This window comes from Nocardia sp. MDA0666 (genome assembly GCF_003023875.1).
Classification (GTDB): Bacteria; Actinomycetota; Actinomycetes; order Mycobacteriales; family Mycobacteriaceae; genus Nocardia; species Nocardia aobensis.
Map to the genome: position 1 here is coordinate 1 of NZ_PYHT01000046.1, position 16,552 is coordinate 16,552.

Genomic DNA, 16,552 nt, shown 5'->3' on the forward strand with positions numbered 1-16,552 from the left:
TGCAGTCCGAGTACGGGTTGGGTTCGGATGATGTGGTGTTGCAGAAGACTCCGGCGACGTTCGATGTGTCGGTGTGGGAGTTCTTCTGGCCGTTGCAGGTGGGTGCGCGGTTGGTGGTGGCGCGTCCGGACGGGCACCGCGACCCCGCCTACCTCGCGCACTTGATGAGTGCGGAAACGATCACGACCGCGCACTTCGTGCCCTCGATGCTGGACGTCTTCGTCGACGCACTGGCCGATACCTCCGCGATGGCTCCCGCGAGCCTGCGCCGCGTATTCACCTCGGGTGAGGCGTTGGCGGTGGATACGGCCGCGCGCTGGCGCGAGCTGGGTGGTGCGCCGCTGCACAACTTGTACGGTCCGACCGAGGCCGCGGTGGATGTCACCTTCCACGAGGTGAGCGATGCCGACACCGTGACGGTGCCGATCGGCCGTCCGGTGGCCAATACCCGTGTCTACGTGCTCGATTCGACGCTGCGGCCGGTACCCGTCGGCGTGGCAGGCGAGTTGTACCTCGCCGGAACGCAATTGGCCGAGGGATATATCGCCCGCCCGGACCTGACCGCCGACCGCTTCGTCGCCGACCCGTTCCGCGGCGGCGAACGCATGTATCGCACCGGCGATATCGCGCGCTGGCAGGCCACGGGCGAACTGGAATACGTGGGCCGCGCCGATTTCCAGGTGAAGGTTCGCGGCCTGCGCATCGAACTCGGCGAAATCGAGAGCGCCCTGCGCGAATCCGAGGGCGTCGCCCAGGCCGTGGCGGTGGTGCGCGACGACCGCGACACCGGCGATCGGATCGTCGCCTACGTGGTCGCCGAATCCGGCCGTGACCTCGACGCCGACCGGCTGCGCGCCGACTGTGCCCGGCGGCTGCCCGAATACATGGTCCCCGCGGTGATCATGACCATGGACGCGCTGCCACTCAACGCATCGGGCAAACTGGACCGGAAAGCATTGCCGGAGCCCGCTTTCCGGGCACGGGCCTTCCGCGCTCCCGGTACGCGGGCCGAACTCGCCGTCGCCGCCGTCTACGCGGAGCTGCTCGGGCTGGACCGTGTCGGACTCGACGACGACTTCTTCGCCCTCGGCGGCAATTCGCTGACCGCCACCCGGGTCGCCGCCCGGCTGGGCGCCGAACTCGATGCCGAACTGCCGGTGCGCCTGATCTTCGACGCCCCGGCCGTCGGTGAATTGGCAGCCCGCGCCGCGGAATTCGCCGGCCGCGGCGCCGCCGTGCCGCTGATCGCGCGCCCGCGTCCGGATCTGGTGCCGCTCTCGCCGGCGCAGCAGCGCATGTGGTTCCTCAACCGGTTCGACCCCGGGCAGAGCGTGCACAACATCCCCGTCGCGCTGCGCCTCACCGGTGCGCTCGATACGGCGGCCCTGGAATCCGCGCTCGCCGATATCGTCGCGCGGCACGAAACGCTGCGCACGGTGTATCCGGACATCGGCGGCATCGGCTATCAGCAGATCCGGCCCGCCGACCACGTCCCGGTGCTGTCGCGGCTGTACGGGGACGACATCGCGACGGCCATCGGCACATTCATCGCCGAACCGTTCGATGTGACCACCGAGGTTCCGCTGCGCGTGGCCCTGCTGCGCGTGCGATCGGCAAGCGCTGCGCCCGAACATATTCTGGTGCTCGTCGTCCACCACATCGCCGCGGACGGCTTCTCGCTGGGACCGCTGGCCCGCGATATCGCCACGGCGTACGCGGCCCGCAGCACCGGGACCGCCCCGCAGTGGCACGAGCTGGCGATCCAGTACGCCGACTACGCGCTGTGGCAGCGCGAGGTGCTCGGCTCGGAATCCGATCCGGGTTCCGCGGCCGCGCGCCAACTGCAGTTCTGGCGCGATCGGTTGCGCGGACTCCCGGCCCGGCTGGACCTGCCCACAGACCGGCCGCGCCCGGCGGTTGCCGGTCACACCGCGGCCACGGTCACCGTCGACTTCGACGCGCGGCTGCGAACCGGCCTGGACGAACTGGCCGGACGCTACGAGAGCACGCCGTTCATGGTGGTACACGCCGCGCTCGCGGTCCTGCTCGCCCGGATGTCGGGCACCGGCGATATCGCCATCGGCGCACCGGTCGCCGGGCGCGGTGCGGCGGTCCTCGACGATCTGGTCGCCATGTTCGTCAACACCCTCGTACTGCGCGCCGAGATCCAACCGGCGCAGCCGTTCTCGGCCGTGCTGCGGCAGGTGCGCGAGGGTGATCTCGCCGCCTTCGCCCACGCAGACATCCCGTTCGAGCGCCTCGTCGAGGTGCTCGACCCGCCGCGTTCGCAAGCCCACCATCCGCTGTTCCAGGTGGCGTTGTTCTTCCAGAACCTGACCCCGCTGACGGTCGAGCTGGGTGAGCTGAGCGTCGGTGAGGTGCGCCTCGACACCGGGGTGAATCCGTTCGACCTGCAGGTCACCGTCACCGAACGCGAGATCGGGTTCACCTATGCGACAGCGCTTTTCGATGCCGCTACGGTCGAGAGCCTGGCCGCGCGGTTCTTGCGGGTGATCGAATCGGTCATCGCCGATCCGCAGCGCGTCGTCGGCGATATCGACCTGTTCGCCGCCGGTGAGCGCGAGCGCGTCCTCACCGAGTGGAACGACTCGGCGCATATCGGTTTCGGGGCGGAACTGCTGCTCGACGAATTCGAAGCGCAGGCCGCGACCGCCCCGCAGCTGCCCGCCGTGCGCTACGTCCCGGACGACGGCTCGGCGCCGACCGTCCTCACCTACGGTGAACTCGACAGCCGCAGCAACCGCCTCGCGCGCCACCTCATCGCCGCCGGGGTCGGCCCGGAATCGCTGGTCGCCCTCTCGATCCGGCGCTCACCGGCTTTGGTGGTGGCGATGTACGCCGTGCTCAAGGCCGGCGGTGCGTACGTCCCGATCGATCCCGACCATCCGGCCCAGCGCATCGCCCACATCCTGGATACGGCCCGGCCCGCGGTGCTGCTCACCACCACCGGCACCGAGGTGGACTTCGAGGGCCCGACCGTCGCGGTCGACACCGTCGCGCTCGACACCTACCGCGACGATCCGATCGCGGTGAACGAACGCCACAGCCCGATGTACGCGAACCATCCGGCCTACGTGCTCTTCACCTCCGGTTCCACCGGAAAGCCCAAGGGCGTCACCATTACCCACGCGGCGATCGTCAATCAGATGACGTGGATGCAGGCCGAGTACCGGCTCACCGCCGCGGACGTGTACCTGCAGAAGACCGCGACCACCTTCGACGTCTCGCTGTGGGGCTACTTCCTGCCGTTGCGGATCGGCGCCACCCTGGTGCTGGCCGCCCCGGACGGCCACCGCGATCCGGGCTATCTCGCCGACACCATCGCCGAATACGGCGTCACCGTCACCGATTTCGTGCCGTCGATGCTCAGCGTCTTCGCCGCCCAGGTCGCTCCGGAGCAGGTGCGGTCGCTGCGGCAGGTGTTCGTCATCGGTGAGGCGCTGCCCGCCGAGACGGTGCGGGCGTTCGGTGCGATCAGCTCGGCGCGGCTGCACAACCTGTACGGGCCCACCGAGGCCGCCGTCTCCATCACCTACCGCGATGTCACCGGCGTGACCGACCGCCCGGCCCTGCCGATCGGCCGGCCCGAATGGAACAGCCGCGTCTACGTGCTGGATTCTCGGCTGCAGCCGACCCCGCCCGGCGTCGCGGGCGAGTTGTACCTGGCTGGTACCCAGTTGGCGCGCGGTTACTACGGCCGCGCCGACCTCACCGCCGACCGATTCGTGGCCGACCCGTTCGCTGGATCCAATGGAGGCGCTCCCGAGACCGGTTCCCGCATGTACCGCACGGGCGATCTGGTGCGGTGGGACGTCAGCGGTGACACACCCGAGCTGATCTACCTCGGCCGCACCGACTTCCAGGTGAAGTTCCGCGGCCAGCGCATCGAACTCGGTGAGATCGAGGCGGTGCTCGCGGCGGTGCCCGGTGTCGCCGCGGCGGCTGTGCGGATCGTGGCGGCTCCGGGTGGCGACCACCTCATCGGTTTCGCCACCCCGGTCGGCGTATCCGCCGACCCCGGCATCGGTGACCGGGCGCGCGACGCCGCCGTCGCTCAACTGCCGGGATATATGGTCCCCTCGGCCGTGGTCGTCCTGGACGCGTTCCCGCTCAACGCCTCCGGCAAGCTCGATCGGGGCGCACTGCCCGATGCCGGTGACCCGCGGGTCGCGGCGGTCTTCGGCGGTGACGAATACCGCGAGCCGAGCACACCCGCCGAGCAGTTGGTCGCCGAGACCTTCGCACAGGTACTCGGCATCGAACGGGCCGGCGCCGACGACGACTTCTTCGCCCTCGGCGGCAATTCGCTCGTCGCGACCCGGGTACTCGCCCGGCTGGGCGAGCGCCACGGCCGCCGCATTCCGGTCCGCATGCTGTTCGAACACCCGACCGTCGCCGGTCTGGCCGCCGCCATGATCGCCGACACCGACGGCGCCGCAACCGATCTGCTCGGCCCGGTCGCCGCCGAACGCCCCGACGTCGTTCCGCTGGCGCCGGTGCAGCAGGGCATGTGGTTCCTCAACCGCCTGGCCCCGGATTCGGCGGCCGACAACATCGCGGTCGCGGTCCGCATCCTCGGCGATCTCGACGAGGCGACCATGCACGCCGCCTTCACCGATGTGGTCGCCCGCCACGAGGCGCTGCGCACCTACTATCCGCTCGATGCCGAGGGCGCGGGCTGCCAGGTGGTCCTGCCACCCGGCCAGGCGCCCATCGAATTCGAGACCCGCGCCGGCGCCGCGGCGCAGCCGATCGCCGACTTCGCCGGACGCGGTTTCGACGTGACCGCCGCACCGCCGGTGCGGGCCCTGCTCATCCGGGAATCGGAGACCAGCCACGTCTTCGTGGTGGTCGTCCATCACATCGCCGCCGACGGCTATTCGCTCAATCCGCTGCTGCGAGATCTGATCGCCGCCTATCTGGCCCGCCGCACCCGGACCGCGCCGAACTGGCCCGAACTGCCCGTGCAGTATGCGGATTACGCACTGTGGCAACAGGAGTCGCTGGACGCCGCCGAGGCCGAACACCTGGACTTCTGGACCCGCACGCTGGCGGATCTGCCGGACGAGCTCGCCCTGCCCGCCGATCGGCCGCGCCCGCCCGTGGCCTCGCGCCGGGGTGCGGTCGTGCGCGGTCGCATCGACGGCACCGTCGCCGGTGCGGTCCACCGCCTCGCCAAGGCGCACGGCGCGACCCCGTTCATGGTCTGGCACGCTGCCCTGTCGGTGCTGCTGGGCCGGCTGTCCGGTGGTGACGACATCGCCGTCGGTACCCCCGTCGCCGGGCGCGGCGCCAGCGCACTGGACGAGCTGGTCGGCATGTTCGTCAACACCCTGACGTTGCGGACGAGGCCCCGGAACGCCGACAGCTTCGATGCGGTACTCGACCACACGCGGGCCGTCGATCTGGCCGCATTCGCCCATGCCGCACTGCCTTTCGATCGCGTGGTCGACGCCCTGGGCGTGGTGCGCACGGCCGACCGCAACCCACTGTTCACGGTGTCGCTGAGCTATCTCAACCTCGGCTCGCAGACCCATGCCGTGCCCGGACTGATCCTCGAACCGGTCGAATTCGACCGCCCCGTGGCCAAATTCGACCTGCAGTTCACCGTGTCGGACGAACTCGACGCCGACGGGCATCTGCCGCTCGAACTCACCTACGCCACCGATCTGTACGACCCGGCCACCGCGGCGGGACTGCTGCGGCGGCTGGGCCGGGTGATCGGTGCGGCCGTCGCCGAACCGCAGCGCGCCGTCGGCGATATCGACCTGCTGTCCCCGGCCGAACACGCGGCCCTGCTCGACGCCCGCCCCACGCCCTTCGTCGCCGCCCGCACCCTGGCGGAGTTCCTGGCCGAGGCGGCCCGGCGCAACCCCACCGGTACCGCGCTGTGCGGCGACGGCCGGGATGTGAGCTACGCGGAACTGGATGCCGAGTCCAGCCGGTTGGCGCGAATCCTGATCGAATCCGGCGTCGGCGCCGAGGATTTCGTCGCGATCGCGATCACCCGCTCGGTGCGGTGGGTGGTGGCCTGGTGGGCGGTGGCGAAGGCGGGAGCCGCCTTCCTGCCGGTCGATCCGGACTATCCGGCGGAGCGGATCGCGCATATGCTCGCCGATTCCGGTGCCGCCCTGGGCATCACGACCGTAGCCGACGCCGCCGCCCTCCCCGGCACGGTGCGCGCGATCACCGTCGACGCGCCGGATGTCGCTGCGCGCCTGCGCACTACCTCCGCCGAGCCGATCGCGGCGCACGAACTGCTGCGCCCGGTCCGGTTGCAGAATCCGGCATGGATGATCTACACCTCCGGCACTACCGGGAAGCCGAAGGGCGTCGTGGTGACGCACGGCGGAATCGGGGCGATCGTGGCCGCGCATCGCCGGCACTATCGGATCGACTCGGGCGCGCGGGTCCTGCACGCCTCCTCACCGAGCTTCGACGCCTCCATGCTGGAACTCCTGATGGCCTTCGCGGGCTCGGCGACCGCCGTCATCGCGCCGGTCGGCGTCTACGGTGGCGACGAACTGACGGAATTGCTGGCAGCCCAACGGGTTTCGCACGCCTTCATCACTCCCGCCGTACTGCGGACGCTCGACCCCGCCGCACTGCCGCGGCTGCGGCGGCTGACGGTCGGTGGTGAGGCCTACGGTCCGGATCTGATGGCCCGCTGGGCCGCGGACCGCGAATTCCACAACACCTACGGCCCGACCGAGACCACCGTCTTCGCGACCGTGAGCGCGGTGAAGCGTCCGGGGGACCCGCTGGATATGGGTGCTCCGATCGCCGGGATGTCGGCGGTGGTACTCGACGGGCGGCTGCGCCCGGTGCCGGCGGGCGTGACCGGTGAGTTGTATCTGCGCGGCCCGGGTCTGGCGCGCGGCTACCACGCGCGGGCGGCGCTGACGGCCGAGCGTTTCGTCCCCGACCCGCACGGCGCGCCGGGCGAGCGGCTCTACCGCACCGGCGATCTGGTGCGCTGGGTCGCGCGCGGCGAGGAATACGTCGTCGAATATGTGGGCCGCTCGGATCACCAGGTGAAGGTGCGCGGTCTGCGCATCGAACTGGGCGAGATCGACGCGGTGCTGGGCGCCCACGAGTCGATCGAATTCGCCGCCACTCTGGGACATCTCGATGCCACGGGGGAGACGTCGCTGGTCGCCTACGTGGTCCCCGCGCCCGGGCACACCGTCGACGTGGACGACGTGGTGGCCCATGCCGCCCGCAGCCTCACCGTGTACATGGTTCCGGCCGCGATTATGGTCATCGACCGGATTCCCCTGACGCCGACCGGCAAACTGGATCGGAAGGCACTGCCGGAGCCGGTTTTCCGGGTCGCGGAATTCCGTGCCCTGCGCACGGCCGCCGAATCCACGGTCGCCGAGATCGTGGCCGGGGTGCTCGGCCTCGGCGAATCCCGCCGTCTCGGGCTCGACGACGACTTCTTCGCTCTCGGTGGAAACTCCCTCACCGCAACCCGATTGGCGGCGCGGCTCGGCGCGGCGTTCGACACGACGGTGCCGGTGCGTGCCGTCTTCGAACACCCCACGGTGGCTGCGCTGGCCTCCGCGGCCGCGGCGCCGGAGGGCGCGCCGGCCCGGGTGGCGCTGACCCCGCGCGCTGTCGACGGGCCGGTGCCGCTGTCGCTCGCGCAGCAGCGCATGTGGCTGCTCAACCGTATGGACGAACATTCCGCCGCGTACACGATCCCGCTGGCCATGCGGCTGAGCGGCGATCTCGACGTGGCCGCGCTGAACGCCGCGTTCGCCGATGTGGTGGCCCGGCACGAGGTGCTGCGCACGGTGTATCCGCAGACCGAGGCCGGACCGGTGCAGGTGATCCTCCCCGTCGCCGACGCCTCGCCGCCGCGGCTGGCGCCGATGCCGCTGCCCGGTGCCGACATGCTCGACGCGGTATCGCAGTTCGTCACCGACCCGTTCGACGTGACGGCCGCGGTGCCCCTGCGGGCCCGGCTGTTCGCCGTCACCGACGCACCGGGCAGCGAGTATGTGCTCGTCGTGGCCGTCCACCACATCGCCGCCGACGGTTCCTCCCTGGTCCCGCTGGCCCGCGACGTGATGACCGCGTACGCCGCCCGGCGCACCGGGACCGCGCCCGGCTGGACGCCGCTGCCCGTTCAGTACGCCGACTTCGCGCTCTGGCAGCGGGAGGTGCTCGGCTCCGAGGACGATCCGGAATCGCCGGCCGCCCGGCAGATCGGCTACTGGACGCGCGCGCTGGCGGGGCTGCCCGACCAGCTGGCGCTGCCCACCGATCGGCCGCGTCCGGCGACGGTCTCCACCGCCGGCGGCACCGTGGACTTCATGGTGGACGCGGCGACACACACCCGCCTGATGGAGATCGGCCGCACCCACGGCGCGACGCTGTTCATGGTGATGCACGCCGCCTTCGCGACCCTGCTGTCGCGGCTGGCCGCCTCGACGGATATCGCGATCGGCACGCCCATCGCGGGCCGCGGCGACGGAGCGCTCGACGAGTTGGTCGGCATGTTCGTCAACACCCTGGTGTTGCGCACCGAGGTCGATCCGGGCGCCGGCTTCGCCGCACTGCTCGCGGGCGTGCGCGACCGCGATCTGGCCGCCTTCTCCCATGCCGACATCCCGTTCGAGCGGTTGGTCGAGGTGCTGAACCCGGTCCGGTCGACCGCCCGGCATCCGCTGTTCCAGGTCGGCTTCTCCTTCCACAATCAGGCCGCCGCGGAGTTCGCGCTGGACGGATTGACGGTGAGCGCGGCGGATTTCGACACCGCTGTCTCGCAGTTCGACCTGCATCTGGTGATCACCGACCGCTACGACGCGTCCGGTGCGCCGCTCGGCATGGCCGCCTCCCTCACCTACGCCACCGCGCTCTTCGACGCCCCCACCGTGGCCGGCTTCGGCGAGCGGCTGCTGCGGCTGCTGGATGCGGTGTGTGCTGATCCGGACCGGGCCGTCGGCTCGGTGGATCTGCTCGCACCCCAGGAGCGGGTGCGGATTCTGCAAACCTGGAACGACACGGCCGAACCGGGTTGCGCGACAACGCTTCCTGAGATGTGGAACTCGACGGTGGCAGCGGCCGGTACGGCACCGGCGCTGATCATCGATCGCGACGGTACCGGTGAACCCGTCTCCTATGCCGAGCTGTCGGCGCAGGTCAATCGGCTCGCCCGGCATCTCATCGCGCTGGGCGTCGGACCGGAGACGCGCGTGGCGCTGGCCATGCGCCGTTCCCGGGAGCTGATCGCCGCCATGTACGCGGTCAGCGTCGCCGGTGGTGCGTATGTGCCGGTCGATCCGGACCAGCCGGCCGAACGCATCGGCTACATCCTCTCGACCGCCGCACCGCTGTGTGTGCTGACCACCTCGGATATCGCACCGACGCTGCGGGACGAGATGGTGCGAGTGGTGGACGTCGACGCCGTGCCGGATCTGGCCGCCGCGCCGGTGACCGATCGGGACCGCCGTGCTCCGCTGCGGCCGCAGCATCCGGCCTATGTCGTCTTCACCTCCGGATCGACGGGCCGGCCGAAGGGCGTCACCGTCTCCCACGAGGCGATCGTCAATCAATTGCGCTGGAAGACAGCGGAATTCGATCTGGGCGCCGACGACGCGGTGTTGCTGAAGACCGCCGCCACCTTCGACCTCTCGGTCTGGGAGTTCTGGTCCGCCGCCGTCTCCGGCGGCCGGCTCGTGGTCGCCGCACCGGACGGCCATCGCGATCCCGCCTACCTCGACGAGCTGATGCGGCGCGAACAGGTGACCACGCTGCATGTCGTCCCGTCGATGCTCGACGCGCTGCTCACCGCCTCCGGCGGCAGCCTGCCGGCCTCGCTGCGCCGTGTCCTCGCCATCGGCGAGGCCCTGCCCGCCACCACCGCGCAGCGCGTGCGCCGCGACAGTTCCGCCCGGCTCTACAACCTCTACGGCCCGACCGAGGCCGCGGTCTCGATCACCGTCCACGCGGTCGACGCCACCGATACGGTGGCGGTCCCGATCGGCCGTCCGGAGGCCAACAGCCGGGTGTACGTGCTGGATTCGCGGCTGCTGTCGGTGCCGGTGGGCGTGCCCGGTGAGCTGTATCTCGCCGGTGCGCAGCTGGCTCGCGGCTATCACGGCCGCGCCGATCTGACCGCGGAACGGTTCGTGGCCGATCCGTTCGAACCCGGAACGCGCATGTATCGCACCGGCGACGTGGTGGCGTGGAACGCGGCCGGCGAACTCGAATACCGGGGCCGCACCGATTTCCAGGTGAAGGTGCGGGGCTTCCGCATCGAACTCGGGGAAATCGAGGCGGCGCTGCTCGCGCTGCCGGCACTCGCCCAGGTCGCCGTGCTGGCGGTCTCCGATCCGCGCACGGCCGACCGGCTGGTCGCCTACCTCGTCCCGTCCGCCGGGGATATCGATGTCGCCCACGTGAAAAAGGCGCTGGCACAGACACTTCCGTCGTACATGGTGCCCGAGGCGTTCGTCGTCCTCGATGCGCTGCCGCTGACGGTGAACGGCAAGCTGGACCGGGCCGCGCTGCCCCGCCCCGCCTTCGAGGCGACGGCCTACCGCGCCCCCGCCACCCCGGTGGAACAGACGATCGCCGGCATCTACGCCGAGGTGCTGGGGTCGCCTCGAGTCGGTGCCGACGACGATTTCTTCGCCCTCGGCGGCAATTCGCTGCTGGCCACCCAGGTATCGGCCCGCCTCGGGGCGGCTCTGGACGCCCGGATTCCGGTCCGGCTGCTGTTCGAGGCATCGACGGTGGCCGCGCTCGCGGTGCGGGTGGACGGCCACATCGGCTCCGGCGGTCGCACGGCGCTGACCGCCGGACCGCGGCCCGAGGCGCTGCCGCTGTCGCTGGCGCAGCAGCGGATGTGGTTCCTCAACCAGTTCGAACCCGAATCCGCGGCCTACAACGTGCCCGCCGCCGTGCGGCTGCGCGGTGAGCTGCGGTTCGACGCACTGCAGCAGGCGGTGCTCGACGTGCTGGGCCGGCACGAGGTGTTGCGCACCGTCTACCCGCAGACGGCTCAGGGCGTCGTGCAGCACATCCTGCCCGCGTCGCAGGTGGACGCGGATCTCACGCCGCGGCCGGTCGGCGCGGAGGAGGTCGCGGCCTGCATCGCCGAGCTGGCCTCGGCCGGGTTCGACGTGAGCGCCGAGGTGCCGATTCGCGTTGCGCTGCTGCGACTTTCGGCCGACGAACACGTGCTGGTGTTCGTGGTGCATCACATCGCCGCCGACGGCTGGTCCATGCGGCCACTGACCCGCGATGTGATGCTCGCCTATACCGCCCGCCGCGCGGGCGAGGCTCCACACTGGTCCCCGCTGCCGGTGCAGTACGCGGATTACGCGCTGTGGCAGCGGCAGGTGCTCGGCTCGGAAGACGATGCGCGAAGCCTGATCTCGACGCAGGCGCGCTACTGGCGCGAGCAACTGGCCGGTCTGCCGGACGAGGTGAATCTGCCCGCCGATCGCCCGCGTCCGGCGGTGCAGTCCGCGCGCGGCGGACGAGTGGTGTTCCCGCTCTCGGGGCAGCTGCGCGCGGATCTGGTCGAGCTGGGTCGCGCCCACAACGCGACACTGTTCATGGTGGTGCACGCGGCATGGGCGCTGTTCGTGGCACGGATGGCCGGTACCGACGACGTCGCCGTCGGCACTCCGATCGCGGGCCGCGGCGAGGCCGAACTCGACGATGTGGTCGGCATGTTCGTCAACACCCTCGTGCTGCGCACGCGGGTGCCGGGCGAGGTGAGCTTCGCCGAATTGCTCCGCGCCGCACGCGATACCGACCTGCAGGCGTTCGGACACGCCGATCTGCCGTTCGAGCGGTTGGTGGAGCTGGTGAATCCGGAGCGCTCCACGGCACGCCATCCGCTGTTCCAGGTGATGCTGACCTTCCAGAACCTGCCGCAGCGCGATGTCGCACTGCCCGGTCTGCGCGTCGAGGCCGTCGATTTCGATTTCGACGCCGAACAATTCGATCTGTCGCTGACCGTGCAGGAGACCGGAGAGGGACTGCTCGCCGACCTCTCGTACGCGCGTGATCTGTTCGACCACACCACGGTCGAATCGTTCGCCCGGCGCTTCACAGGATTGCTCGCGGCCGTGGCCGCCGCGCCGGAACAGACCGTCGGCAGCCTGCCGCTGCTGTCCGAGGCGGAGTACGAGCAGTTCACCCGGATGGACGGCGGCCCGGTCCTCGCCGAGGGGCTGCTGCCGGAGATCTTCACCCGCGGCCTGCGTCACGGCGCCGACCGGGTCGCGGTGCGCATCGACGGCCGATCGGTGACCTACGGGGAGCTGGACCGGCAGTCGTCGCAGCTGGCCCGCATGCTCATCGACGCGGGTGTCGGGCCGGAGCGGTCGGTGGCGATCGCGCTGCCGCGCTCCTACGAGATGATCGCCGCGGTCTGGGCGGTCGCGAAGGCCGGCGGCGCGTACGTGCCGGTCGATCCGAGCTACCCGCCCGATCGGGTGCGGCACATGGTGGTCGATTCCGCCGCCGTAATCGGCATCACCACAGGGGAATTCGCCGCCGTTCTGCCCGCGGCCACCACCTGGTTGTCACTGGACGACGAGACCACCGCCGCCGCCTGCGCGCGCCGCTCGCCCGATCCCATCACCGACGCCGAGCGCTTCCGACCGCTGCGCCCGGACAACGCCGCCTACACCATCTACACCTCGGGTTCGACCGGTCTGCCGAAGGGCGTGACGGTCACGCACCGGCGGGTCGCCAATCTGGCCGCCCATGCCACCCGACTGTGCCGGGTGGAACCGCGGCACCGCTTCCTGCACGTCTGCTCGCCGAGTTTCGATCAGTCGCTGGAAGAGTGGCTGCTGACCTTCGGCAGCGGAGCCACCCTGGTCATCGCGCCGCCGTCGGTGCTGGGCGGACAGGAACTCGCCGATCTGCTGCGCGACGAGCGGGTCACCCACACCATGATCACCCCGGCCATGCTGGCCACCGTGGATCCGTCCGGACTGCCGGACCTCGAGGTCGTCGGCGCCGGCGGCGACGCGACCACCCCGGAACTGCTGGCCAAATGGCAGCCCGGCCGCCGCTTCGTCAACAGCTACGGCCCGACCGAGGCCACCATCTCCTCCGCGTACGCGGTTCTGGTCGCGGGCGTGCCGATCACCATCGGCACCCCGGTGCCGGGCACGACCACGCTCGTGCTCGACGCGCGTATGCAGCCGGTGCCGCCCGGTGTCGCGGGTGAGCTGTACGTCGTGGGCGACGCACTGGCCCGCGGGTACCACGCCCGGGCGGGGCAGAGCGCCGGCCGTTTCGTCGCCTGCCCGTGGGGTGCGCCCGGCACCCGGATGTATCGCACCGGCGACCTGGTCCGCTGGATCGTCGGCGGCACCGGTGAGTGGGAGCTGGAATATCTGGGCCGCACCGACTTCCAGGTCAAGGTGCGCGGCTTCCGCATCGAACTCGGCGAGATCGACGCGGTGCTCACCGGCCACGACGACATCGATTTCGCGGTCACCCTGGGCCGCGAGACCCCGGCCGGTGCCACCGCGCTGGTGTCGTATGTGTGTGCGGTGCCGGGACGTTCGATCGATCCGCAGCAGCTGACCACCTACGCCGCGCGCAGTCTGCCGTCGCATATGGTGCCGGCCGCGGTCGTCGTTCTCGACCGCGTGCCGCTCACCCCGGTGGGCAAACTGGATCGAAAGGCGTTGCCGGAACCGCAGTTCCAGGCACGGCCGTACCGCGAACCGGCGACGCCGCAGCAGCGTCTGGTCGCCGCGGTGCTGGCCGAGGCGCTCGGCGTGCCCCGGGTCGGCGCCGACGACGACTTCTTCGAACTCGGCGGCAACTCGCTCATCGCCACTCAGGTCGTCGCGCGCCTGGGCGCCCGGACGGCGACCCGGATCCCGGTCCGCACGGTGTTCGAGGCGCCGACGGTGCGTGCGCTGGCCGAACGGCTCGCCGCCCACGCCGGTACGGCGAGGGTCGAGCTCACCGCCCGGCCCCGGCCGCAACGGATCCCGTTGTCGCCGGCCCAGCAGCGGATGTGGTTGCTCAACCGCATGGATCCCGCCTCCGCGGCCTACAACGTGCCGTTCGCGGTGCGCCTGACCGGTGCGGTGGACGCCGCGGCACTCGAGCTCGCCTTCGCCGATGTGGTCGAGCGGCACGAGGTCTTGCGGACCGTCTACCCGCAGGCCGACGACGGACCGTTCCAGCAGATCCTGGCCGATGCAGACGCCGAGTTCACGGTCGGAGCGGTGACCGCCGACGAGGTGGAAAGCGCAGTCTCGCACATGCTTTCGCGCCCGTTCGACGTCACGCGTGACATTCCGGTGCGCGCGGCACTGCTGCGGGTCACGGATACGTCCGAGCACATCGTGGTGCTGTCGATGCACCACATCTGCGCGGACGGCGCCTCGGCCGTGCCGCTGACCCGGGATCTGCTGACCGCCTACGCGGCGCGCACGGCCCCGGCGGCGCCGCAGTGGTCCGCGCTGCCGGTGCAGTACGCCGATTACGCACTGTGGCAGCGTGAACTGCTCGGCGCGGAGGACGATCCGCGGTCGCTGGTCGCGGGTCAGCTCGCGCACTGGCGGTCCGCCCTCGCGGATCTGCCCGAACAGCTGCCACTGCCCACGGACCGGCCGCGCCCGAAGGTGCAGTCGCTACGAGGCCGAGCGCTGACGTTCGAGATCGGCGCCGAGCGCCATGCCGCCCTGCACCGGTTGGCACGGACCCGGCACGCCTCCCTGTTCATGGTGGTCCGCGCCGCGCTGTCGATCCTGCTGGCCCGGCTCGCCGCCGTCGAGGATGTCGCGGTCGGTGCGCCGATCGCGGGCCGGGGCGAGGCGGAACTCGACGACCTGATCGGCATGTTCGTCAACACGCTGGTCCTGCGTGCTCGGGTCGCGCCGCAGGCATCGTTCGCCGAGCTGCTCGACCAGGTGCGCGAGACGGATCTGGCCGCCTTCGCCAACAGCGATGTGCCGTTCGAGCGGCTGGTGGAACTGCTCGATCCGGTCCGGTCGACGGCACGCCATCCGCTGTTCCAGGTGGGTCTGTCGTTCCAGAACCTGAATCGGACCGAGGTGCGGCTGCCCGGCGTGACGGTCAGCGAACTCGAGATCGACACGCGCACATCGCAATTCGATCTGCACTGGTATCTGACCGACACCTACGACGAGCAGGGCGCCCCGGCGGGCATCTCGGCCGCCGTCACCTACGCCACCGATCTGTTCGACGCGGCCACGGTGCAGCGGTTCGTGCAGCGCTTCCTGCGGGTGATCGACCGGGTCGCCGCCGATGCGGAGGTCACGATCGGCGATATCGACCTGCTGGACGACGCCGAACGCACCCGCATCCTGGTCGACTACAACGACACCGTGCGGGAGCTGCCGCCGGTTTCGGGCAGCGACCATCCGGACACGCTGACCGCCCGGTTCGCGTACGCGGTGGCCGCACATCCGGAGGCGGTGGCACTCGCCGAGGATCGCTCGGGAAGCGCTGTGGCACAACGGGTTCTGACCTACGCCGAATTCGATGCCCGGAGCAACCGGCTGGCGCGGTATCTGATCGGCCGGGGGATCGGTCCGGAGCAGCGGGTGGCGGTGGCGCTGCCGCGCTCGGTCGAACTGCTGGTCGCCGTCTACGCGGTACTCAAGGCCGGCGCCGCCTACGTGCCGATCGATCCGGATCAGCCGGACGAGCGCATTCGGCACATCCTCGACACTGCGGCGCCGGAATGCACACTGGCACTCGCGGATTCGACGATCGACGGCGCGCTCGCCCTGGATCGGCTGGACCTCACCGAATACAGCGACGCCGCCGTCACCGATGCGGACCGGGTGCGCCCGTTGTGTCCCGAGACCATCGCGTACGTGATCTTCACCTCCGGGTCGACGGGCCGCCCGAAGGGTGTGGCGGTCAGCCACCGGGCGATCGTGAACCGGTTGGTGTGGATGCAGTCGGAATACCGGCTCGACACCGATGATGTGGTGTTGCAGAAGACGCCCGTCACCTTCGACGTGTCGGTGTGGGAGTTGTTCTGGCCGTTGCAGATCGGGGCGAGGCTGGTACTGGCCGCCCCGCAGGGTCACCGCGATCCCGCGTATCTGGCCCGCCTGATCGCGGCCGAATCGGTCACCACCGTGCATTTCGTACCGTCGATGCTCGCGGTGTTCGTCGCCGAGTCGGCGGCCGATGCGGGGGGCTCGCTGCGGCGGGTATTCGCCTCCGGCGAGGCGCTACCGCCGGCGGTGGCGCAGCGGTTGCGGACGCTGACCGGCGCCCGGTTGCACAACCTCTACGGGCCGACCGAGGCCGCGGTGGACGTGACGTACCACGAGGTCACCGATGCCGACACCGCTGTGGTGCCGATCGGCCGGCCGGTCTTCAACACCCGTGTCTACGTGCTGGATTCGCGACTGCGCCCGGTGCCCGCGGGTGTCACCGGCGAGCTCTATCTCGCCGGAACCCAGCTGGCGCGCGGCTATCTCGCGCGACCCGATCTGACCGCGGACCGGTTCGTGGCCGACCCCTTCATGGGCGGGTCGGGGGGCATGGG

The 16,552-nt window shown here is 70.7% G+C and carries 1 protein-coding gene; it reads left to right on the top strand.

Annotated elements, in window-relative coordinates:
- Nucleotides 1–16,552: non-ribosomal peptide synthase/polyketide synthase (locus C8258_RS31930; RefSeq protein ID WP_146161385.1), on the top strand; the 16,552-nt coding region annotated here is incomplete at both ends.